At 54.3% G+C, this 21,082-nt stretch carries 32 protein-coding genes and 1 pseudogene; 6 read left to right on the top strand and 27 right to left on the bottom strand.

The annotated features are described in order from the left end of the window. Nucleotide 1 precedes the first annotated feature (1 nt). From ACOTXF_RS11750 to ACOTXF_RS11695, 12 genes are read right to left on the bottom strand one after another with little or no spacing between them, the layout of a single operon-like run. Entirely contained in the window at nucleotides 2-541 is a 540-nt protein-coding gene (locus tag ACOTXF_RS11750) for a virion core protein, T7 gp14 family (RefSeq protein WP_270588707.1), read from the bottom strand. After that, a complete protein-coding gene (locus tag ACOTXF_RS11745; RefSeq protein WP_270588709.1) occupies nucleotides 541-1,005 on the bottom strand; it encodes a hypothetical protein in 465 nt (154 codons plus the stop codon). Before ACOTXF_RS11745 ends, ACOTXF_RS11750 begins: the two co-directional genes overlap by 1 nt. Beyond that, complete coding sequence (locus tag ACOTXF_RS11740; RefSeq protein ID WP_270588710.1) at nucleotides 1,005-3,470, bottom strand: hypothetical protein; 2,466 nt, start codon at nucleotides 3,468-3,470, stop codon at nucleotides 1,005-1,007. The genes ACOTXF_RS11745 and ACOTXF_RS11740 overlap by 1 nt, the downstream gene beginning before the upstream one ends. Continuing rightward, complete coding sequence (locus ACOTXF_RS11735; protein ID WP_270588711.1) at nucleotides 3,470-4,075, bottom strand: hypothetical protein; 606 nt, start codon at nucleotides 4,073-4,075, stop codon at nucleotides 3,470-3,472. The genes ACOTXF_RS11740 and ACOTXF_RS11735 overlap by 1 nt, the downstream gene beginning before the upstream one ends. Then, a complete protein-coding gene (gp10, locus tag ACOTXF_RS11730) occupies nucleotides 4,075-4,398 on the bottom strand; it encodes a capsid staple protein (protein ID WP_270588712.1) in 324 nt (107 codons plus the stop codon). The genes ACOTXF_RS11735 and gp10 overlap by 1 nt, the downstream gene beginning before the upstream one ends. A 51-nt stretch (nucleotides 4,399-4,449) precedes the next feature. After that, the gene (locus ACOTXF_RS11725; RefSeq protein WP_270588713.1) at nucleotides 4,450-4,818 is read right to left on the bottom strand and encodes a hypothetical protein; all 369 of its coding nucleotides are present in this window, start codon (nucleotides 4,816-4,818) and stop codon (nucleotides 4,450-4,452) included. Between the two features lie 10 nt (nucleotides 4,819-4,828). Next, complete coding sequence (locus ACOTXF_RS11720; RefSeq protein WP_270588714.1) at nucleotides 4,829-5,269, bottom strand: Bbp16 family capsid cement protein; 441 nt, start codon at nucleotides 5,267-5,269, stop codon at nucleotides 4,829-4,831. A 51-nt stretch (nucleotides 5,270-5,320) separates the two neighbouring features. Next, nucleotides 5,321-6,307, bottom strand: coding sequence for a major capsid protein (locus ACOTXF_RS11715; RefSeq protein ID WP_270588716.1), 987 nt, complete (start codon nucleotides 6,305-6,307; stop codon nucleotides 5,321-5,323). Nucleotides 6,308-6,321: 14 nt separating this feature from the next. After that, nucleotides 6,322-7,014, bottom strand: a complete 693-nt coding sequence (locus ACOTXF_RS11710) for a peptidase (protein ID WP_270588719.1) — start codon at nucleotides 7,012-7,014, stop codon at nucleotides 6,322-6,324. A 2-nt stretch (nucleotides 7,015-7,016) separates the two neighbouring features. Next, nucleotides 7,017-7,313 (bottom strand): hypothetical protein, encoded by a 297-nt coding sequence (locus ACOTXF_RS11705; RefSeq protein WP_270588722.1) that lies wholly within the window; start codon nucleotides 7,311-7,313, stop codon nucleotides 7,017-7,019. Next, on the bottom strand, nucleotides 7,310-8,980 hold the full coding sequence (locus ACOTXF_RS11700; RefSeq protein WP_270588723.1) for a portal protein: 1,671 nt from the start codon (nucleotides 8,978-8,980) through the stop codon (nucleotides 7,310-7,312). The genes ACOTXF_RS11705 and ACOTXF_RS11700 overlap by 4 nt, the downstream gene beginning before the upstream one ends. Before the next feature lie 14 nt (nucleotides 8,981-8,994). Then, the gene (locus ACOTXF_RS11695) at nucleotides 8,995-9,201 is read right to left on the bottom strand and encodes a hypothetical protein (RefSeq protein WP_048982097.1); all 207 of its coding nucleotides are present in this window, start codon (nucleotides 9,199-9,201) and stop codon (nucleotides 8,995-8,997) included. A gap of 351 nt (nucleotides 9,202-9,552) precedes the next feature. Here ACOTXF_RS11695 and ACOTXF_RS11690 point away from each other — a divergent pair, with 351 nt between their 5' ends. The 3 genes from ACOTXF_RS11690 (at nucleotide 9,553) to ACOTXF_RS11680 (ending at nucleotide 10,597) form a co-directional block, all read left to right on the top strand. After that, complete coding sequence (locus ACOTXF_RS11690; RefSeq protein WP_213782868.1) at nucleotides 9,553-9,708, top strand: hypothetical protein; 156 nt, start codon at nucleotides 9,553-9,555, stop codon at nucleotides 9,706-9,708. Between the two features lie 318 nt (nucleotides 9,709-10,026). Next, complete coding sequence (locus tag ACOTXF_RS11685) at nucleotides 10,027-10,302, top strand: DUF2829 domain-containing protein (protein WP_250021023.1); 276 nt, start codon at nucleotides 10,027-10,029, stop codon at nucleotides 10,300-10,302. Between the two features lie 79 nt (nucleotides 10,303-10,381). Beyond that, nucleotides 10,382-10,597, top strand: coding sequence for a hypothetical protein (locus tag ACOTXF_RS11680; protein ID WP_270588739.1), 216 nt, complete (start codon nucleotides 10,382-10,384; stop codon nucleotides 10,595-10,597). 159 nt (nucleotides 10,598-10,756) lie between these two features. Here ACOTXF_RS11680 and ACOTXF_RS11675 read toward each other — a convergent pair whose 3' ends face one another. The 15 genes and pseudogenes from ACOTXF_RS11675 to ACOTXF_RS11605 form a co-directional block, all read right to left on the bottom strand. Beyond that, entirely contained in the window at nucleotides 10,757-12,232 is a 1,476-nt protein-coding gene (locus tag ACOTXF_RS11675; RefSeq protein WP_270588742.1) for a terminase, read from the bottom strand. Continuing rightward, nucleotides 12,229-12,831: a terminase small subunit gene (locus ACOTXF_RS11670; protein ID WP_270588744.1), complete on the bottom strand. Its 603-nt coding sequence runs from the start codon at nucleotides 12,829-12,831 to the stop codon at nucleotides 12,229-12,231. Before ACOTXF_RS11670 ends, ACOTXF_RS11675 begins: the two co-directional genes overlap by 4 nt. 56 nt (nucleotides 12,832-12,887) lie before the next feature. Then, entirely contained in the window at nucleotides 12,888-13,217 is a 330-nt protein-coding gene (locus tag ACOTXF_RS11665; protein ID WP_270588745.1) for a hypothetical protein, read from the bottom strand. 210 nt (nucleotides 13,218-13,427) lie between these two features. Continuing rightward, the gene (locus tag ACOTXF_RS11660; RefSeq protein WP_270588746.1) at nucleotides 13,428-13,766 is read right to left on the bottom strand and encodes a hypothetical protein; all 339 of its coding nucleotides are present in this window, start codon (nucleotides 13,764-13,766) and stop codon (nucleotides 13,428-13,430) included. Continuing rightward, on the bottom strand, nucleotides 13,759-14,088 hold the full coding sequence (locus ACOTXF_RS11655; RefSeq protein WP_270588748.1) for a hypothetical protein: 330 nt from the start codon (nucleotides 14,086-14,088) through the stop codon (nucleotides 13,759-13,761). The genes ACOTXF_RS11660 and ACOTXF_RS11655 overlap by 8 nt, the downstream gene beginning before the upstream one ends. After that, nucleotides 14,081-14,353 (bottom strand): hypothetical protein, encoded by a 273-nt coding sequence (locus ACOTXF_RS11650; protein ID WP_270588749.1) that lies wholly within the window; start codon nucleotides 14,351-14,353, stop codon nucleotides 14,081-14,083. Before ACOTXF_RS11650 ends, ACOTXF_RS11655 begins: the two co-directional genes overlap by 8 nt. A gap of 67 nt (nucleotides 14,354-14,420) precedes the next feature. Continuing rightward, the gene (locus tag ACOTXF_RS11645) at nucleotides 14,421-14,648 is read right to left on the bottom strand and encodes a hypothetical protein (protein ID WP_270588750.1); all 228 of its coding nucleotides are present in this window, start codon (nucleotides 14,646-14,648) and stop codon (nucleotides 14,421-14,423) included. After that, nucleotides 14,648-14,959: pseudogene (locus ACOTXF_RS11640) on the bottom strand (dATP/dGTP pyrophosphohydrolase domain-containing protein); the annotation flags it as partial. The gene ACOTXF_RS11645 and the pseudogene ACOTXF_RS11640, both read right to left, overlap by 1 nt. 492 nt (nucleotides 14,960-15,451) lie before the next feature. After that, nucleotides 15,452-15,985, bottom strand: coding sequence for a hypothetical protein (locus tag ACOTXF_RS11635; protein WP_270588751.1), 534 nt, complete (start codon nucleotides 15,983-15,985; stop codon nucleotides 15,452-15,454). Next, entirely contained in the window at nucleotides 15,982-16,323 is a 342-nt protein-coding gene (locus ACOTXF_RS11630) for a hypothetical protein (protein ID WP_316381502.1), read from the bottom strand. The genes ACOTXF_RS11635 and ACOTXF_RS11630 overlap by 4 nt, the downstream gene beginning before the upstream one ends. Before the next feature lie 61 nt (nucleotides 16,324-16,384). Next, a complete protein-coding gene (locus ACOTXF_RS11625; protein WP_270588752.1) occupies nucleotides 16,385-16,729 on the bottom strand; it encodes a DUF1064 domain-containing protein in 345 nt (114 codons plus the stop codon). A 117-nt stretch (nucleotides 16,730-16,846) separates the two neighbouring features. Continuing rightward, complete coding sequence (locus tag ACOTXF_RS11620) at nucleotides 16,847-17,632, bottom strand: replication protein P (RefSeq protein ID WP_421635263.1); 786 nt, start codon at nucleotides 17,630-17,632, stop codon at nucleotides 16,847-16,849. Then, entirely contained in the window at nucleotides 17,629-18,411 is a 783-nt protein-coding gene (locus ACOTXF_RS11615; protein ID WP_247169855.1) for a DnaT-like ssDNA-binding domain-containing protein, read from the bottom strand. The genes ACOTXF_RS11620 and ACOTXF_RS11615 overlap by 4 nt, the downstream gene beginning before the upstream one ends. Next, nucleotides 18,411-18,620, bottom strand: coding sequence for a hypothetical protein (locus tag ACOTXF_RS11610; protein ID WP_023242720.1), 210 nt, complete (start codon nucleotides 18,618-18,620; stop codon nucleotides 18,411-18,413). Before ACOTXF_RS11610 ends, ACOTXF_RS11615 begins: the two co-directional genes overlap by 1 nt. A 149-nt stretch (nucleotides 18,621-18,769) precedes the next feature. Next, entirely contained in the window at nucleotides 18,770-19,000 is a 231-nt protein-coding gene (locus ACOTXF_RS11605) for a hypothetical protein (RefSeq protein ID WP_270588765.1), read from the bottom strand. Nucleotides 19,001-19,154: 154 nt separating this feature from the next. Between ACOTXF_RS11605 and ACOTXF_RS11600 the strand changes: the two genes are divergently transcribed. The 3 genes from ACOTXF_RS11600 to ACOTXF_RS11590 all read left to right on the top strand — a co-directional run bounded on the left by ACOTXF_RS11600 (nucleotide 19,155) and on the right by ACOTXF_RS11590 (nucleotide 21,077). Next, nucleotides 19,155-19,745, top strand: coding sequence for a helix-turn-helix transcriptional regulator (locus ACOTXF_RS11600; RefSeq protein WP_270588767.1), 591 nt, complete (start codon nucleotides 19,155-19,157; stop codon nucleotides 19,743-19,745). A 151-nt stretch (nucleotides 19,746-19,896) separates the two neighbouring features. Then, nucleotides 19,897-20,046, top strand: a complete 150-nt coding sequence (locus ACOTXF_RS11595) for a hypothetical protein (RefSeq protein WP_162843058.1) — start codon at nucleotides 19,897-19,899, stop codon at nucleotides 20,044-20,046. Continuing rightward, complete coding sequence (locus ACOTXF_RS11590) at nucleotides 20,043-21,077, top strand: hypothetical protein (protein WP_316937080.1); 1,035 nt, start codon at nucleotides 20,043-20,045, stop codon at nucleotides 21,075-21,077. Before ACOTXF_RS11595 ends, ACOTXF_RS11590 begins: the two co-directional genes overlap by 4 nt. Nucleotides 21,078-21,082 lie beyond the last annotated feature (5 nt).

The following is a 21,082-nucleotide window of genomic DNA, read 5'->3' as shown; positions in this document are numbered from 1 at the left end:
CTTATCGGCCGGTTGGCGTGCCGACAGCAGCGCTGATAGGAGCTGCTTTCTGGGTGAAAGGCGACCATGTGCCGCCGCCCATCTGATACGCGCCATATGCTTTTAACGGTGTTGTCAGCAGCGTCTGGGTTAGCGCCGCGCTGTTAGCGCTGCGAGTCGCATCAGCCTGAGACTGGAAATTACTGCCCTGCACCTGATAGCCATACGCCTCGCGCTGGGCGTTATTAACGGTAGTCAGAGCATCAAGCGCGCCGAATTGAGCTGTATCGCCGAAGATATCCAGAGCGTTACCAGTGGAGAGTTCTGCGCCTGTTGCGCCCATCGTGGCAGCCTGGGTGCCGGCAGCCTGCCTGTTGCGGCGGCGAATCTCATCCGCCTGAGCATTGCCTCGGTTGATGGAGTCCTGCGCCTGAGCTTCAGCAATATCTGCGTTCTTCTCAGCTACAGCAGACGTATATTTTGCCTGCTGGTTCTGGCTGTACGCGCTGGCAGCAGCAGATGCTACCGTGACTGCGACCAGTGCAATGGCTGGGCTACACATTATTTTCTCTCCATGTGGAAACGGTGGAACGGGAGATTGTTGATGCCATAAGGCTTAGGATCTTCGATGGTGAAACCAAGCCAGTGCAGCCATACGCGCGCGACGTGGTTGCGGGCATCAACGTAATTTTCAAGATACGGGTAAACGGACAGCATTGCATTGACCACTTTCCCGCACCGGCGCAGGAAAGTGCGCTGGTATTTCTCCAGCGCGTCAGTGCCTACCAGCCAGGGAATGCCGCTGCCGCCGATCATGGATGCTGGTGCCACGCCAAAGATGGTGACTACCTCACCGTTGACCAGCCCGGCACAGCAAAATGTTGACGTGCGAAGCCCGGTTTCAAGAACGCGGCGCGGGCTCCAGCCGTTTGTCGCCAGGAACTCTTCAACGTCTGCCTGTCTGACATGTGGCAACATGGCTTCGATGTGATCTGCAGTGGCAGGTACGATTTGCGCGTTAAGCATCAGAATCCCCCTACGGTAAGGCGCGGGATTACTGCCAGAACGGAAAGCGGCAGAGGGTCGAGTTGACGCACCTTAACGCGCCCGTTTTTATCCCAGTTGCTGTCAAGCTTCACCTCAACCTTGCCGGTGGCGTCATCAACCGGGTCATCGTAAAACTCGAACTCTCGCTGCGGATATTCGTACCATTCTCCGCCAGGCGTCGTTGCCCATATACCTCGGCTGGCGTTGACGACCATCGTTACAGTCGGGATTAACTGCTTTTTATCCAGCAGCGTTTCCTGCCCGTTGATGTTGATGTCCAGCGTTTCGAATTCAGCCGTAATCGGCAGCCCGATATGCACCACCGCGCCAGGTGATTCCAGCGTGACGGCACCACCCGAGACGGTTTTCTGTGGCTCTACGCTGGCGTCGGAGAGGATATTTACTGTCTGGCCTTCAAGGTGTGACAGGCCGCTGAAAGTCTGACGCGCCATTTGCCAGTTTGTCGTGGCCGCATTCCGCAGCACCGCTGGTACATTACGGTTAAAGCGCACAACCACCGCCGTGCTGCTGGTTACCGAAACAATATCGCCGCGTAACTCTTTCGCCACCACCGAGCCAGTGTCAGGATCCGATTCTGAGTACGGGAACTGGATCTGTGCACCGACGTCCGTGTTGACGAAATAAGCCCCGCCAGTAATCGTTACCGGGTAGTCGACCTGGTAACTCCAGTCTCCGGTGCCGCCGCTGATGGTCATCGTCCTGGTAGATGCGTTTCGTCCGTCATAGCTCAGGCCGCAATCGACAAAGAAAGCATCTTCGTCACTGGTAAACAGTCGGCTTGACAGGCGCTCAATGTAACGTTTCGTCTGTCCGTTGATGGTACGGTTTACCACGAAGTAAACAGCGTCCTCGCTGCCTTCGCTGATAGAGCAGGTGCTTTCGTACTTCCCGGTGCTGGACTGTGGTGCCCAGGCGAAAACCTGCTGATCGCGCAGATAGGTCAATACCAGCAGTTTGCCGTCGTCGCGGATGCAGAACGCGCTGCTGTACGGCACGATGCAGAATGACCAGTCGACAATGCTACGCTTCTGGAAAAGGTGGTTTGCCAGTATGGTCAGGTCAGTTCCCTGATACCCGTCCACGTCGAATGAGTAGGCAAGATCACGGACCACGCTCCCCTTCTCCTGGATGAACAGCGCGATGTTTGCCACCGCGATCGGAGGCACATTGCTGGAGCCGTTATTCCCCTGAGAGCTGAACGAGAATGCCGAAGGCGTCAGCACCTTATTCTGGTCTCCGGATATCGTATACTCACCGCCTGATGTCAGCGCGACCAAATTTCCGACGTCGATAAGATGGCGGATCTCATTTACCTGGCGACCGGCGTATGTGTAGATGATGCGATCGTCATCCTGGATAGGGTTGCTCTTGCCGAAATCTTTATAGTCACCGGTACGGCTCGCCCATATGGTTTGCGGGTACGCGGTAGATGCTGCGAAATACAGTCGCTGCTGGTAATAGACAACAGTGCTTGGGTAGCCGTTTACGCTATTCCATGCATAGCGCGCCCACTTGTAGCTTCCATTGGCGGATCCGACTACCTGAGACGGGATATAACTGATCACCGTTGCGGTGGCGCTCAGTCCATCACTTGCCACTGCTGTGATGCGTACGATGCCAAAACCGCTGTGCAGATATTCCCACTGAATTCCTGTACTTCCACCCCACCCATCCCACGACATACCTTCGGTGTGAGACGGGCGAAGCGTGCCAGTGGTGCCGCCTGTATTTGCCCGGTAGTAATTGCTGTCAGCACGGCGTACATCATTGATAGCAGTGCTCTTACTGGTCTCCCATACTTGAACAGAATCAACCGCAGGCTGCTCAAGGTAAAATAGTTTGCCTACCTGCTCAGCACCAAAGATGGCAGAGCTGGCTGTCAGAGTAATTGTGCCGGTGCTGGCGCTGGCGTACACCTTGATTGACTGATCAACGTTGATGTCTTCGAACGGTCCGTTTTTGGTGGTGACATCGACGATTTGCCAGTTGTCGTGCGCGTAGCGTCGCAGCTCTTTCGGTGGGTATGCCGGGTGCACCAGCGTAAGCACATCTGCGCTCTGCGTGAATTTGATGCGGAACAGGTCGGCTTCTGCATATGGCATCGCCAGTTCGTAAATTACATTGCTGCTGTTAAGCACATACGCACCGTCTTTGATAACGCGCATGTAGCCGTCTCCGAACTCCAGCGCATAGGTCTGAACGGTCGAGAACTGGAACGGAATAAGGCGACATTTTTTGTTCGAATATTTTGCCTCTCCGACGAAGCGCGTTCCAGGGCGATTCTCCACGCCGCCATACTGGCGGACTATGAAGTTATCGCACTTGCGCAGCGCCACCTGATACTTCGACATATCAATGCGCCCGTACAGCGACGGGCCAATCTCACCGCCGGCAAAGCTCGGCTGGATCCAACTGAAAGCCATTATGACAACCTCGCTGCGGTAAACTCATCGACTGGCGGCTGCGGCTCCTGAGATTCGTTCTGGCTGTGCGAGCCAGCACTCAGGATGACGCTGCGGTACATAGTCAGTGCGTTGTTACCGAGATCTGCGCTGCCGGTAAGCGGCATGTTGATGGCGGCCGCCAGGCGCCAGGACAGCGCTTCCATGAAGATTGCATCGAACATGTTCACGTCGGTGACGCGCGCGATGTACTTCAGCCATGCCTGAGGCTGATCTGTGTAGATCAGCTTTCCGGTGCCGTCGGAATCAGCCCCAACCTCATAGTTGATGCGCATGGCAGCCGTCGGATTACGGATACCGGGCACCATAATTTCGGTGATGCGCAGGCAGTCAGTCGGATACTGGTAGGAATAAGCCCAGTCCGGCGGCGGATTATTGGTATCGGCCAGCGCCAGGCGTTTGGTGGCAAAGTTCCAGTCGAAGTCCGCCAGCGCAGCATCGCGGCATGCATCGAAATGCAGGGAGCATTGCCCGGCCTCTTTGCTGGCCTCGGTCAGGCTATTAATGCTGCGGCTGTTGCCGATATTGCTCAGCGCGCGGTTGCAGATCTCGATAACGGAGGCCATTAATCATCCTCCCCACCATAGAGAGTTTGTGCTGCCGTCTTTGGCGGCTCGCTGGAATCAGGCGCTATAGCCATATCGGTGATCTGCAATTCAGCACGGCGGCACACTTCGTTTTCATCCTGGCGTTCAGAAGTTGATTTAACGAGCGCTTTTGCAGTAATCATCACCATTCCACCAACTGGCAGAGTGGTAATACCGAGTCTGTTCAGCGTGTCATTGTCCAGGCTAATGCACAGGCCCCAGGGATAATCATCGCGAGTCTGAGTATTCCCTTCCTCGTCCTGATAGGTATCGGTGCCGGTTTTGAGATTTACCAGTTCCATAACGGACTCCTGCAAGAAGGGGGCCGAAGCCCCCTGTTTGATTAGCGAGGCTCAGACGCCCAGTTTCTGCCGTTCTTCAGCAATACGCTCTTTGATCGTTTCAACATTCATGTTGCCAGGCTTCTTGTTGAAAAGTTCTTCGTACTGCTGACGTAACGAGGCTTCATCTTCACTGAAGGTATTGGCATCGTTACTGCCGGTCTCTTCAGCGCTATCATCTTCAACCTTTGGCTCAGGTTGAGAATCAACGGGCACGATTCCACGCTTCTGGTCTGCCTTTTTCTTTGCCGCCTTCGCCGCTGCGTTGATCGGCTCCAGCGCCGATCCTGGCTCACCGTCATATTCAATTTCTGAGCCTTCAGGCCAGAGGTTGTTATGAATATGTGATAAGCGCAGGACGCGGTATTTTGCTTTTTCCATCGCAGCCACCTTAGCCTGTCACTTTGGAGCGGATTGGGTAGTATGGAGTGTTGTTGTCAACATCCAGGTTAATACCCGAGGTGAACGCACCAGCGGTCAGCGGGCCGGTACCGACCACGTAGTTGACGCGCAGATAGCGCTGGACACCGGCCGGAACCTTGGCGGAGAACAGACGCTTACCAGCAGTCAACGCCGCCAGTGCCAGCGTGCCGCTGTCGTACAGCGTGGTCCAGGTTGAGTTATCCGGGCTGGTCTGCAGCTGTACGTTCAGGGTAGCGGCACCAGCTGCGGTTGCAGTGGTGTTCACGTTTGCCCAGAACTCCAGTGGTTGGCCAACGCCGATATCGCGGCGGGTACCGTCGATAGGACCGAGGTCGATAACGTCAGTTGAAGCGCCGCCAGCAGTAACCGCCTGCGCTTCGGAGAACATCAACAGTTTGTCGGTGATCATTTTCTTTCTCCATTTATGGGCCGGTTAAGGCCCATCAGTTAATGACAGGCGTTAAACAACGCGCGCTTCTGTTTCCAGAATCGCATCGGTTTCACGGATTGGGATGCCACGGAACGTGGTCCAGAATTCGCCTTCAGTTTCTTTTACGGACAGAGCCAGAGAGGCTTTATCAAGAGACTGGAGGTCAAGTGCCTGACCAACGGTTCGGTTCATGTAGAACACCGGCTTACCCATGCCACGGTTAGGGATGCGGTGCAGCGCTTTCACCATCAGACTGACGATGTTTGCTGCAGAACCAGGAACCGACAGATCGCTCACATCGATGTTGGCGATGCGGACAACGTAACGCCAGTCGCGCAGGGAAAGTCCGTTATCCCACTTGTAGTGGGTGCGGTAGCCTTCATAACGCCAGCCATTGGCATCAAACAGGGTTTCCTGGCCTTTATCTTCCATCTGCAGGCCAGCCTTCTGACCTTTAGGGAAGATGCCATGCACGGTGTTTTCACCCCATACCACAAGCCAGATGGAGGTGTTATCGGTACCGGTACCGCCAGCGTCGATAATGTTCTGGCCGTTGCCAGCAGACTTGCTGGAGTAACGGGAGGACAGCCCCATGAACTGTTGTGGGTTCACGCTGGTGTCACCATAGAACAGCGTCTGCGCCATCTGCTGGTTCATGCCTTCGATGAACGCACGGTCTTCAGACAGGCGGAATTCAGCGGTGTTGCCATTCAGATCGGCCAGAGACTTATCGACTTCGGCATAGGTTTCCAGCATGCCGACTGAGTCGGTCACCTGGACGGTGGTTGATTTGCTTGGCTGCACACCATAGTTCAGCAGTCGCCAGGTGGCCTGCGGCAATCCTGAGCGAATGGTGGTGCGGTGACCGGTTGGCAGGTTGCCTTCAACGATCAGCATGTCCTGCAGGATCGGGTTGGTTTGACCGAGAAGCTCGATAATTTTATCGATTTTCCCGTTTGGGTCGATGCGCTTACCCCAGTCTGCCAGCGTCAGCGCAGTTAAGCCTTTAACAGCCATGGTTATATCCTCTCTTATTTGCCATAGAGCACTTCGGCCGCACTACGCTGGCCTTGATTACTGCCATCGACCATGCCGTCTTCAGACATGGCTTTACCGATTTTCACGAACGTCTTAACCAGATCAGGGTGGTTACCAAGACCGGTAGTGTTCAGGTATTCTTTGAGCTCAGGCGTGCCGAACTGGTCCAGAGCGCGCTGCGCTGCGCTGAGGTTTGCGGTCAGCTTGTCGCCGCCGATCTCTTTGTCAGCCTTCACGTCAGCGGCCCACTGTTCTGTTTGTGCCTGCCAGGCTTCTGCCTGACGCTGCTGAACACCGGCCAGAATTTTCGGGTACGCGTCCACCAACTTCTGCGCCTGCTCATTGGTCAGGTTCAGATCGCGGGCAACCGGCTCAAAGTCCTTCAGCGCTTCGGTGTCCAGCTCAACGCCTTCACCAGCTGTAAATTCGTATTTCTCCGGCGCGCCTTCCTGCTTCTGGTCTTTTTCTTCAGCAGGCTTGTCTGCTGGCTTTTCACCATCAGCGGGTTTGTCGTCCTTAGGCTTGCCAGCCTGGGGCTGTTCGCCTTCTTGTTTCGCCGGTTCGCCTGCAGGTGCTGGAGCTTCGGCGGAAGGTGCTGCTGGCTCAGACGGCGCCGGTGCAGCGCCACCATCAGCTGGTTGCTCATTGCAAAGACGGCGATGCAGCAAACGTTCAAATAAATTCATGGTTACTCCTGTTCACTGGCCTCTGCGGCCATCTTCAGATACTGATCGGGGCAGTGCGTCATGACGCGTTGCAGTAACACCAGCGCCAGGTTGCGCTGCCCTTCGTTGAATGCGGTGATGTACGGGTCTACTTTGAAGCAGGTGCCGAATACCTGGCCTTTCTCCAGCAGCGACCATATGACCCGGCGACCATGCTCACTACCCATAACAAACTGGATGTCGTCGATGTCGCGCTGAGCCAGCAACTCCTGCTTAGCTTCCAGTTCCGCTTTGCGTTCTTCATCGTCGATATACGTCATTGCTGCGCCGCTCCTGCTGCGTTAGTGAGAGCGGTAAGCGCGCTTGGGTCAGTGGTCTGCGTCTCGCTGAGCGTCTTGGCACCCTGCGCCGCTGCCATACCCATCTGCATGGCCTGTGCCTGCTGAACCTGTTTGGCGCGCTCTTCACGAATTCCCTGCACCTGCTCCTGCGGAACGATGACGGTTGGCGATACGCCTGACATTTCAGAGAACGCGTCGATAGCCTGATCCACGTCGAGCTTGTCGAGCGCTTCAGGTTTGAACTGTGCGAGCTGTCCGATGAATCCAACGGTCTGCGACAAGCTGGTGAGCCCGATAGATTTCTGCGCCTGCGCCATAACGGAGATGTACTCGATGCGCAGCGGCATGCCCTGCATAACGTCCGGAGGCTGAGAGAGCATGTTCTTGCGCGCCATGATGGAGAACACGCGATCAATAAGCGGGTTAAGCGCTTCGTCGTTCAGACGCTCCAACACCGGGCCGAGCATCAGCAGCTTCTCTTCCTTCATCTCGATCACCGCTTCCACCGGCATTGAGCGGGTGTTGATGTTCTGCAGCATCATGAAAAGGTCTACAAAGTAGGCGCTGTTGATGGTCTGGCGGGTGTCCTGAATGTCAGCCAGCAGGTCGGCGGTATTCGGGTTGACCAGATAAGCAGGCTTGAAACCGTCCTGGCCACTCACCACGTCGATATAAGTCACATCACCTGGCAGCAGGGAAACGCGCTGATTCTTCAGCGACGACGGCGCAACCATTGGCGGGTTAGTGGCTTTGTCGATGAGCTGAGCCTTACGTTTCTGCTCAACCTGCAGTGCTTTAACCTGACCGAGTGCCAGCATGCCAGGGCACGAGGACGCATAAACGTCTTCACCATTAACTTCCCAGCGCGGCGCCAGAATTGGGAATTCATCGAAACCAGATTCACGCAGCAATTTGTCGGCGTCGCCGCCTGTCTCGAAATAGACAGAGCGATACGGTTTGTTCTTGCTGTCCATCTTGCCGCTGTCGCGGTTGATGTTTGGCGTGATGCAGTGGTTAACCTCTATCCACGTCTCATACGTGCCGTTATCCCACATGCTCCTGACTGACGTGCTCACGTTGTCCAGGCCGAATTCCTGCACCAGCTGGCGCACGGTCATGGAGAACTGGCGGAATGAGGTGTCGACGCTGCCGCGCTGGCTGTTTGCCAGGTAGTAGCTGCCAATCGGGAAAGGCATTGTGCGGATCACGTCCTGGTCATCTTCCAGCACAGCCATGGCGGCGGTACCGAAAGTACCCAGGCTGGCGTACATAACGGGCAGAGACTGGTACAAATTCGACTTGTTGAACACTTCGTTCATGCGGCGCTGTACGACTTCCAGCCAGATCTTAACCGGGCCGTAATCCATCATGTCAGGGTCAGGCGTAGCCAGCTTGAACCATGGACGGGCCGGGCTGGTGATGCCGGACATCATGCCACTGGACAGAATGCGCTGAGCCATTGAGCCTGTCGGGTCAACAATTCTGGTGTTGCGGCGATCGTCACGGTTAACGTCTGACGTCAGGAAGCGGGAACCGCGCGGATTGATAAAGTCGCTCAGGTCGCGCCAGTGTGGCTCGAACGATGTGCGCTCATTCTTCAGCTGTGCGAGCTGCTTCAGCAGCCGCTCTTTTTCGGTCTCCGCCATCTCTGCGCGCTCCGTTACTGACCGAGCAGCGTTTTACCGCTGGTGTTGGCTGCGGAGGTGTCGCCCTGAGCACCGGTCAGCATTGTCGACTTGGTGCCTGCTGCTGCGCGGCGGCGGCGCTCTTCGTCATCGCGGGCACTGACCACAGCAGCGTCCTGCTCCTGAGGTGCGGCCTGAACTTCTGGTGCCGCTGGCACTGATGGCTTGCTGCCGATACACATAGCGATAACCTCACACACGATTAAATTATTACCAATTTAACCATATACGGATTATTTTACGTAGTGTATTGACAGAATGCCGTGCAATTATTACCCTTAAGGTAACACAACATGAAAGCGCACTTCGATATCGGTTTGTGAGGTCTTGTCGCTAAATCAAAACTGGTGAGTGCGCTTTTAGGTGTGAGCAGTACGGTATATGGCACATGTGCCGCAGCGGTCCGGCAGGGTTCCTTGGTTTCCTTATCCCCTGAGCGGGTAACCGGAATGTGCAAGTCAGTGTTATCGGTATGCACGACATGACGACTCACCATCGTGGCGATACGGTGTGACACCTCGGAAGAGACGAGGATGCAACTGAAAGAGCGCGGGCGTGAAAAACTGTACCCTTCGACTGCTGAAGTAACCAATCCCAATGGTGGCAGGCAAAGCATGGTGAAGGTGGACCGCTCTTTTTCAGTTGTGGTGAATGGCGGGGCTGACCGTCAAACGGTTGAGAAAAGATAAGCAGGCGAAACGTTCTAAGCGAGCATATGGACTGATCGAACGCGGATGGAACGGGCGGTTACGATATTGAAACACCGCGCCACTGAGCTGGAGTTCAGCACCAGCCACCACAAAAGAATCACGTTAGGACCGTGATACGGCAGTACCAGGCAATGCGTGTAGCTTTGGCGGTGGCAGTTGCTCCCACTTCTGACCACCGCCCTTTTTACAGCAGAACGCCATTCCGATGACGTTGCGCTGTAAACCCGTAACTGCTAAGGAAGGCACTCCGTTGATCATTCGCCCGGTTCGTCCGGGCATTTTTTTAAGGTGATGAGAATGAAATTTGGTGAAGCTCTTGAGGCAGTTAAATCCGGCGCAAAAATTTATCGCGAAGGATGGAATGGCAAAGGTCAGTTTGTCATTAAAGCAGGCGGATATACAGTCAGCGAACCTCGACCAGGTAGTGACTATGCTAAGGCTGGAATTACTGGTGAATTCACTATCGCGCCACATCTCGACCTGAAAAACGCACAGGGAATTATGCAGCCTGGTTGGGTTCCATCTCAGGGTGATTTGTTCGCTGATGACTGGCTGGCAGAACCAGCAAAATAACGCCGTGACATGTCACAATCAGCCCGCCGATGCGCGGGCTTTGTGTATACTGCCTGAATGAGATTAACGGGAACCGAATATGCAAGAGCAACACTTCTCACACGAAAACGAGTTGTTAGCAATGGCGCCGCTTAACGCTGATGGTGACCAAGAGCTTTTCACAAAGCAACGTGTTCACCTTACTGGTGCGGGATACGTGCAGTGGGATTTCATCCTTCCTGATGGTATTGACTGGCATTTTACCCAGGAAAGCATCTACCTCAGAAGCAATCTTCAACTGAAGGAATTTAAATAATTTATCCGCGATGAGCTGAGGCAAATCATTGCCAAGAGATAGGTTCCGCCGTGTAACCAGCTGGCAGTAAAAACCACAGATTAGTGGTTTTTCTCCAGCTCGGACAGAACCTATTTTGTCTGTTTGTTTCATCGAACAAGCCCGCTAATGCGGGCTTTGTTATTTCCACGGGTCGTAATCTGTGACCGCTTTCCCCTGCTGACTCTCCTGCCCAGGGATGCGCAGGCGCTTCGTGACAGGGAAAGCAAACGTCAGCAGCAGAGCGTCACCTTTGCCCGGCGAGCGGCCCAAGCGCTCTTTGATATCTTCCTTCGGCTCAATGACGATCTTGCCATCCACCCTGACTTTGTACTCTGCCGCTGACAGGTCGTCCGCCGTCTCCTGGTCGTCCAGCGCGCCGCCCAACTTCAGCCACGTTTTGCAGCTGTTGAACATCTCGCCGCGCTTATTGAGCATCTGCGGATCGGTAGAGCCGCCACCGAACGGTATTAACTGCCACATCCGGCCCCAGCCGTCACCGATGGACTTCAGCCCGGTACCGTAGCCAAAGTCGATGAATACCGCGTCAGCCTGGTACTGGTCCTCAAAGTCAGCGATGCGCTTCGCCATAATCAGATCGTCGGTGGTCTTGTTGCCGGTCCAGAGCACTTTGCTGTGCAGCCCCTGGCGCAGGTATATCACCGCATCATCCACGCCGGAATATGCCGGGTCGACGCCGATAATCACCGGTGCGTGCGCCACCTGCCCGGCGGTCACTACGCGCTTTATAGCCTCGTCAGTGAGCCCGGTCGGGATAAACTGGAGTTCTGACGCATCAGGGAATATCCCCCGCACACGGACCTTCACGAAGTCGCTGTCCTCGCCGTAGTCGTCCACCCATTTCTGGAGTTGCTGTTTGTTCGTGCCTTCCACGGTGCGTGAATCAATCTGCGCGCACTTCCAGCGGTGTTTATATTTACGGAAGCACTCGCGGAAACGCCCGGTGTTACGGGTCGGGTTCCCGAACGCCACCCAGATAATTTCTGTGTCCTCATCCGTCAGCGCACCTTCGGCAACCTCCCAGACCAGATCGGCAATATTGGACGCTTCGTCGAATACCACAATGATGCGCTTGCGCTCGTTGTGCAGCCCGGCGAACGCTTCGGTGTTGTGCTCAGACCACGGGATTGCGTCAGCGCGCCAGCGTTTATCGTGGCCCGGATCGTTGCTGTACATCGCCGTGGCGGTGCAGGTGAACCACTCTTTCGTTATGGCCAGGTTCGACCATTTGATGATTTCCGGCCAGGTCTTGGTGCGCAGCTGGTTGTCGGTGTTGGCGGTCACCACCACCTTGCAGTCCTCGCAGGTAGACATACCCCAGTTAATCAGCATCGAGATGAAAGCGGACTTTCCGATGCCGTGGCCAGATGCGCGGGCCAGCATCAGCGGCTGGTGACGCGTCGCGGGGTTCTGAAGGTGATCCCGTATCTCGCGGAATGCATCAGCCTGCCACTTACGCGGACCGGTGGCGTGTGCTAGCTCTGTTCCTTCCTCACCCCACGGGAACGCATACAGCGCATACCCCAGCGGGTCATACGTGAACGAAGCAATATCCTCGACGAGCTGCTCTTCCGGCGACATGGCTGCTGCTGTCATTCTTCACCACCAGCCTGCTCTTTGACGCGGCGGCGCGCTGCGGCCATGCGGTCAGCGATGGTGACAGTGCCAGAAACCTCCAGGCGCTCTTTGAACGCATTAACGTCGACATGCTTACCAATCAGCTCGAGGTTCTTCACCTTGTCCGGCCATTTGATTTTCTGCAGCGTAGACTCGATATCATCTTCGTCATCCTTGCCGGCCATCCGAATCCGGTTGATATCCATAGCACTGAGCGAGGTGCGCCATACCTTAGGCCACTGACTAATCGGCTTCAGTCCGCCTTCATCGTCGAGAATGTCGATCACATCCATCTGGTCGATTTCCACCAGGCGCATGAGGACGTAATCAGCGCTGACGCGGTTTCGCTTGTTGCGTTCCTCCATCAGCTCGGCGATTCGTTTCTGGATTCTTTCGTCGCGCATCATCACGCTGGCTTTGACGGCTGCCGTATTAGGCGAAAATCCTGCGTCAATCGCCGCCTGAGACTGATTTTCAGGTGACTTAATGTAGGACTGGCAGTAAGCCTCCTGCATCGCTGTAAGAGGCTTATATTGCGTTGATTTGCGTTTGTGGGTTTTTGGCGTTGCGGGCATCATTACCACCTGAGTAATTTTATTACCATGAGGGTAATACTATCACGCCCGCGCAGATGTTACATGACTGGTATCGGGTCGGGCCGCTGATTGTCTACCCGGTTCAGGAAGTGGGTCACCACGCCATATACTGTCGTGTCGTCGAGCGCCTCGCCTTCCAGCGCCTCACCGTCAGGAGTGATCAGCGCCTTGCCCTGCACAACGGCGAACTCCGTGCGGCCGCAATACGAAATCAGCACGGTGTCACCCGGATGTGGTTTGTGCGAAACGTTGATGATTGCATAGCCCGCCGACGTCTCGATGGTGCGGCAGTTGCCGTCGTAGCCGCACAGGCTGGTGATGGTGAGAGTTGCTTCTGCGTAGTCTTTTGCCGGAGATGGAAAGCCCATAATAGAACCTCACATAAAAATACTGTACATTTAAACAGTATAATCATGTGAGGATTTAGTCAACATTTGCCGCTATGAAGACAAATAGGTTGGTAACGTGGATTTATTGGTGCATAATCCCAACTGCTTTACTGAGTTCCGTTGGCTATCAGAATCCTTAGTTTCCTAGGCCAAGATCTGATAGCCACCCTCTCTCCAATTCGTGACCTGTCACACTGCAAGTTTCGTTTCATGCCAGCCAAGTCTTGCCCAGCAGGATTCCTCCTCCTTCAGGCAGCAGTCAGCAACCGGTAATTTGTCACCGCACCTGCCGCACCGATTGGCGCTGATAGCTTTGATGCGGCCACGCACCCGCGCATCATCCTGGCGGATAAGCAGCGCTATATATTCGCTCAGTTCGTATGGCTCACGGCCTGGTCGGCGCCCGGCGCAGTTGCGCGCCAGCATTTCCATTTCCTGCTCGTCGAGCACCAGCTCCAGCTTGCGTTCACCGGCTTCAGCCTGGCGCGCGCGCTGCGCTGCTTTGCGCTCTGCTGCTGTCTTAGCCATTGCTCACCCCGACAAATTTTCTTTTGAGGTAAAAAGTTTCAGGCTCGTGACGACTTCTGGGTCCTGTTCTGCGTGCAATCGTCTCGCCATCAATTTCGAATGCAACATCATCCATGTTCAGGTGGTACATATTTGCTTCCAGGGCATGAACAGCATCATAGAATACCGGCCCGCAGACCTCTGTGAACTCATTCGGGTCCGCGCTGATATGCGGCAACAGCATCCGGTACGCCTGCAACGCAAAATCCTCTTTCAGCGAGCGCGGGCCGGATTCCAGTTCCGCGATGCGGGCGGCCAGCGATTCCTGGGTTACGTTAACCATCACCATCCTCCTTCTTCGCCAGTTTCAGCATCGCGTCGCTATAGCGTTCGATCCCCATGGCAAACGCACCTTTCACGTTGATGCGCTGGTTGATCTCCGCTGGCACCACCACCGGCATCGGCACGTGTATAACTTGCTTTTTGAGCCTGTCGATTTCCCCGGCCAGCTCCATCAGGCGGGAGCGGCAATACTCAGCCTCTTCGCGCCACCATTCCACGTCGGCTTTAAGGCGGCGCAAGCGCCGCTGTTTGAGTTTGCTCACCATGGCAGCCAACCATAAATCACTGCCATACACAGAATGGCCAACATCACTATGTAGAATGGGTTAGGCATCAATCATCATCCTCATCCCAATCATCGTCGTTATCGTCAACAGCCCACAGAAGCGGGTTAGTAGCTTTGCTTATCTGGCTTGCATATCCGCTGCGTCCAAGACTTCTCAGCACGTTGTATATCTCGAACATCTCAGTACGTTCATCGCCAAGATCCAATTCACAGGCCAGTGCGTGACACTCTGTAGCAAGCGAGGCTAACTTTTGAAGTAATTCTGATTTGCTCACGGCTTCACCTCCTGCTGCGGTGCTGCTTTGATATGCAGTCGCGGCTCACCGTCTTTGGGCTCTGGCCACTGGCGAGCCATATTCACCTTCAACTTTTCTTCCATCGCTGCTGTGATTTCACCATCACTGATACCGGCGCGACGCTGGGCATCCCACAACAGGAACTGCATATCAGCCCACTCGCTGAGGTATTCAGGCTCCTCCGCTGCTTCCAGTGCTTCTTTACTGAGGTGTTTAAGCGGACCTACTGGGCCAACATCGCCGAACGTGGCCTGTGACCACTCAGCATGGCGCTGCCGGATGAGATTGCGTAACTGCAGCGATGAGCCTGTTTCTTCCGGCAACTTGTAAGCCTTCGTTACAGGATCGGCACCCTGAAGCATGGCGGCGCGGCAGGCGTTCCATCCATACGATCGCTCAATCGCCTCTTGCGATGTCATGCCAGCGTACTGCTCCATGAAATCCATGTAGGATTTTTGGGGAGGTACAGATACCGGCGCTGGCGGGGCGGTGTAGAGCGGTGTTGCAGTTAACTCATGCTCGTTAATATCTCTCTCATGATATTGCTCGACTGATTTAAAGCTTAATTGTCCTCGATTTCCTTCTTTTCTGTCTGCTTTATCCTGAATGACATACGCCACCGGCTCCACTTCGAGCGATGCCAGCAGCGCATCCATGGCTACCATGCCGAGTTCAAACATATCGTACTGCTCTTTGTCTTCTACCGGGTCATAGTCCTGCTGCCAGCACTCGAATGCATTTCGGAGGTCTTTGGCCTGTTCTTTGGTAATAGTGCTCATGGGTTATTCCTCAACCTTGCGCGGTGCTCCGCGATATTCTGGTGCCGGAACGTGCTTAGGCGCGGCAATGACATGCTTCAGCAGTTCTTTCCAGGTCGCTGCGTTATTACGAAGCCAGCGACCATCGTTATCGTCAAAGAAGCCTTTAGCGACCGAGTGAGACAATGGCTCGGCGACATCGCACGGAACCGCCACAGTCTGAACGCCGTTGTTGTAGTAGCCGAGGTTGGATAGCACATGGCTTTCAGCATAACGCCCTGCTGTGTGGCATCGACACCGGTAGCCGCTATCATCCGCTGCCCACAGCGTGATGTACGGGTCGCCACGCTGGGTGTGTGCAGTGCTCAGAATGAAATATTCACGTTCCATATCACGCGCCTTTTTGTCGATGTTGCTCATTGGGCGGCCAGTCTCAGTAATTTGAGGAATATTCATCTCAGGTCGCTCTGGCTTGTAAATCGGCATACCACCGAATAGCTCATCGGCTATCGCTTGCTGCTCTGGGGATAATTTCCCGTATTTTGGTTGAATGCTCATGACTGCACTCCTTTGCGAAGCTGGGCGGCGAATTCACCGCAGATAGTTGCTGCTTCATCAAGCCCGACCATTTCATCTTGATAGCAATTAATAATTGCGTTGCTAATTTTCAGGCAAACTTCGTCTACCGCGGCGGCTCGCACTTCAGCCAGGAAAGCCTGGTACGCAGGAATCTGCAACACCGCCAGTGAACGAATCATTTTCTGCACTTCCGGCGGGCATTGCTCATAGTGTTCGTCTGTGATGAACACGGCGTCGTTGTGAATTGTTTCAACTGCACTCAGCTCCGCAGCCAGCGCCGCGCATCTGGCTTCAAGTTCTTCATAACTCGGTTTCATCTTTACCCCCGCTTACCCGTATAAGTTATTGATTACGTTGATATGAAAAAGGATCGTCGATTTAGAAAACTTCGACATTCCATCCGCCACCGGCTTTCTTCGGCTTCACTGTCACGCCGATGATGCGGAACGGATACTGATCTGCTGCGACTTTGGTTTTCACCCTGGCGTCGTCGGTCCAGAAACCTTTCACCTCGTGCAGTTCCATCTCACCGGTGGTAAGCATCACTGCGAAGTCAGGCGTGTAAAACGTGTTGTCAGCCAGTCTCAGCTTGATACCTTCGAACCTGTACCAGACCACTTCCCCGGCATGTTTGCGCTGCTCTAGGTGCTGGTAGTACGCAGATTCCGTCTTGTTCATCTGGCCTGTCTTGAGTCGACCAAGAGCCTGTAACTGCTTTCTCATGATTTACCCATTAGGTAATTTAAATCCACATTAGAGTTAAAATCAATAGCTATGCGCATTTTTTGTTACCTGTAAGGTAATTATACTGGCGTAAAAAAATGCGCTGCCGCGCCGGTGCTACCTGATGAGTCCTGCCGCTTTCCCTCGCCGGTACTCCTCCATCAGCCACTGGGCCGATGTCAGTCCTCCCAGGGTTGCGGCATTCGGCATGCAGCCGAAGCTTTTTCCTGGAGGGTGGTAAGCATTCCCCCCTGTGTCCGCTGGCGTTTGTATCGGCTCTGGCTTCGCCTGGATGCTCAGAACCGGATCCGGAATCTGGTGACCGGCCGCCACTTTCGCAGCCCATTCCTCCAGCAGTTTGCGCGCATGCTTCTCGACTTCAATCTCGCTCAGCTGGCGCTGATACATCGCACGGCGGGTATCGCACACAATCCAGTACATGACCGGGTGGCGCCACGGGAACCGTTCCGGTCCGCCAGGCTGGAGGCTTTTCTCTTTGGCGTAACGGTGGAACTCCCCCATCACGTCCTCGATGCTCACGCCCAGCACCATCTTGCTGTCCTTGCACCACTTGATGAACTGTCCGGGCGACGGCCAGAACGGTGATTCACTGGCGCGGGCATGGCGCATACCTGCTGATACCTGCTCGCGGGTACGGATCCCACCTTCGGCAAATGCGGCGATCCACTGGCGCTTCGCGTCGGTTTCCTGCTGCACGGTCTTCAGGTTGGTCTGCTCTGCCGCCGGGAAAAGTTGCTTAAGCTGTTTGAACAGGGCATCGACGAGACGCTCTGCGCTCATGTTTACAACGTTGTCCTGCTGATCGTGGTGATTATCCGGTCCCATCATGCGAGCCATTGCACCAGCATCACGATTCTGAATTGCTGCGAATACGTTATTCATAAGAAATCCTTCCAGCCTTCAGGGCTGTTCCAGTGTGGTACGTCATCGTCAGAGCTGTCACCGCGCTTTCCTGCCGCTCTTTTTCTCCTGTTCATCAGCAGCCGGGCAAACTTCTGCTCCCACTGCACGTGTTGCATCACATTGCCTTCCGCCATCCAGTAGGTGATGAATTCAATCAGGTCTGATTTCTTGTACCCGTCAGCTGGCAGTGCGTGCCCCCACATTCTGGCGCGCATGACAAAGTCATCTGACGGTTGCCAGTTTTCATGCATGGTGAATTTGCCGATTGGCTCTCCGATACCTGAAATGACAACGGGAGGGATTTGAATTTCTTCGCGCGCAGAGAGAGGGGTTTTATTTATATCTTCCTCTTCCTCTTCCTCTTCCTCTGGTAACTCTTTTTGTAACGCTGTGCGCGTTACATTTTGCGTTTCACGTTTCCGGTGTTCTGCGACTCTTCTGTTTGTAAGTGCCCGTTTTTTCGATGATTCACCGTTGTGACGCTCAAAGTTAGGCAGTACCAGCTTTTCGTCGACATATGCGAGCCAGCCAACAGTGATCAGTGCATCAGCGAATCCTGTAATAAAAGCGAGTCTGTCCAGTACTCCCTTTGTAACGCTGCCAGCGTTACCGTCTATTGTCTGCTGATCGGCCCATGCCCAGATTCGAACCAGCTTCCCGAGAACGGCATCCGGGTCGATGTTCAGTAGCTCGGCTATCTGAAATATTTCAGGCTTATCAGGGGTGATAACCTCGACCTTAATCCAGCTGCTGGCCATCAGATCACCTCCGGCACGTTGCCTTTCGCAGCTTCATCCATAATCCGTTTAATTTCCGCCTGGCGGCGCAGGCTGGAGTTGATGGCGCACTCAACGCAATGACCGTTGTAGACGTAGCGCTCACTGTCATGACCGTGCTTGCACTTTTTACCGGTGTAATAACGCTTAAGACCTGCCTTTGCAGCGTCCAGACGAGTGATAATCTCCATTGCGCGACCTCATTGACGTTTACTATTACGGTAATTTTGTGCGATGGCCGAAAAAAGATCAACCATATTCGGATCATTATTACCTGAGAGGGCTGAATAGATATGAAAAGACCGCCAGAAGGCGGCCTGATGGGGGTTTGAAGGAGGTTTTATTCGTAGAAAAAGATAGCCAGTTCCGGCTTTGTTCTTACCCAGCCGCGTAGTTTGCATGCCTTAAACAGTCCATTCATCAATGTCTTACCGGGCATTTTCCGGCGGCCTGTCAGATGCGTCTGGATGTAATGACTGGTCGTTCCGGCCTCGTCAGCAAAGGCATTTCGCTCATCAGGAGTGAGTTGCAACCAGTGTTTTTTGAAGTCGAATTTTTCGTTCTCGCTCATAGCTATTGCCTGATATTAATTTCAGATAACAAATATTCACCCAGAAGGTAATAAAAATCAAGGTTTGTTACCTGTCGGGTGCATTTACCTGTGAGGTAAATTCGCTTTTAATTGAACCACTAACTAATTCATATATGAGGCGATTCACCAGAACATGAAAAGTATTCAGGATATCCGCAGGCAGAATATTAACGATATCATCGACCGTGACTTTAACGGGGTGCAGACTCGTCTGGCGGAAAAACTGGGAACTCAGGCAAACCTGGTGAACCGCTGGGTCCGCGGGCAGAAGGTTGTCGGCGAAACGGTGGCGCGAAAGATTGAGAAGGCGGCCAACAAGCCGTCAAACTGGCTGGACGTTGACCACTCTTTATCTGCTGTTGCCATCCCCCAGGAGGAGATCACCCCATCCGATATCGGCCAGCTGGCGGCCCATAATCTCGAAGCGTGGATGCAGAACAACCGCGACCTGTCGTCTCAGGGCAAGGTGTCGAAAGCGTCCGGAGTTGCCCAGGCGACAATCCAGCGCATGCTGAACAATGAGGTTAGTGTTTCCATCTCCACCCTGGAGGCGATTGCCAGCGCGTTCGGGCGCCGCGGCTATGAGCTGCTCATCCATCCCCGCGACCCGGCGACTATCCATTACGACCGGGCCCGCTACGCATTGTTACCTGAGAGTGAGAAAAGCAAGATTGAGAGCTACGTCGATTTTGTGATTGTTCAGAACGGTAAATCACAACAGTAAAACTATAGATTTCAGACACTAAGCCGCCATTGAGCGGCTTTTTTATTGCCCGCATCATTACCACACGGGTAATTTTTTATAATCATACCTATTGACTTCAAACCACATAGGGATAATTATTACCTCAACGGTAACACTGAGGTAACGAATTATGCAGTGGAAAATCATCAACGGTTGGTACTGCGTTACGGCGTGCGGGCTGATGAGCACCAAGTGCCGCACTCTGCATGAGGCCATCAATTGGGCGTTTGTCACCAAGATGGCAGTCAAAACTGAAATGGATATGGGGGTGAGCAAGTGAGTGAATTGGCAATCATCGAAATCGCGCCGGACCTGGCGCCAAGCATTTACGTTGAAAACGGTCTGGATAAGTTCCTTGAACAGATTCGTGAAGGCGTCAACGAAGTTCCTGACCTGAGCACTGCTAAAGGTCGCGCCCGTATCGCATCACTGGCCGCCCAGGTATCGCGCAGCAAAACTGCCGTTGAAAAGCCAGGCCGTGATTACCTGAAACGCCTGAAGGAACAACCGAAAGTGGTTGAGGCCGAGCTGCGCCGCTTTGTGACTGAATGTGATCAGCTTCGCGATGAAGTACGCCGCCCACTCACCGAGTGGGAAGACGCGGAAAAATCACGCACAGAAGCACTGCAGCAGCGTCTTGTGGATTTGCGTTCACTGGCTGACGTGACAGACACCGCCGGTAACTACCTGCCATCTGCTGATATACAGGCTCGCATTCAGGAAGCTAAATCCGTGGTGCTGGATGAATGCTGGCAGGAACGTACAGCCGAGGCTGGTGTTGCGAAAGACTCAACCATTCAGCAGCTGGAAGCATCGCTGGCAGTGGCACAAAAGCGCGAGCATGAAGCAGCTGAGCTTGAACGTCTGCGCAAAGAGGCTGAAGAAAAAGCACGTCTCGAACGAGAAGAGGCTATTCGCCGGGAAGCAGCAGAGCAGGCCAGGCGTGATGCAGAAGCAAAAGCACAGGCCGAGATTGATGCTGCTGTACGCCGTGAAGCTGAAGCCCGAGCTGCAACTGAACGAACAGAGCGTGAAGCAAAAGCTGCTGCGGAAAAAGCGGAGCAGGAAAAGAATGACGCTATCGCAGCTGAGCGCCGCCGTCAGGAGGAGGCTGAAACCGCGCGCCTGGCAGAACAGAAACGCATCGCCGACGAAGAAGCTCGCCGCGCAGCTGACAAAGAGCACCGCCGCGCCATCAACCGTCAGGCTATTGCAGACCTGATCGAAAGCGGTCTTCCGCAGGAAATGGCAGAGAAAGCGCTGATCGCCATAGTCAGCGGGAAGGTGTCTGCAGTTTCTATCAAGTATTGAGGTGC

This window comes from Enterobacter cloacae complex sp. IR53041 (assembly GCF_049238285.1).
GTDB lineage: Bacteria > Pseudomonadota > Gammaproteobacteria > Enterobacterales > Enterobacteriaceae > Enterobacter > Enterobacter roggenkampii.
The sequence above is the reverse complement of the archived record's forward strand: the minus strand, read 5'-3'. Positions and strand labels throughout refer to the sequence as shown.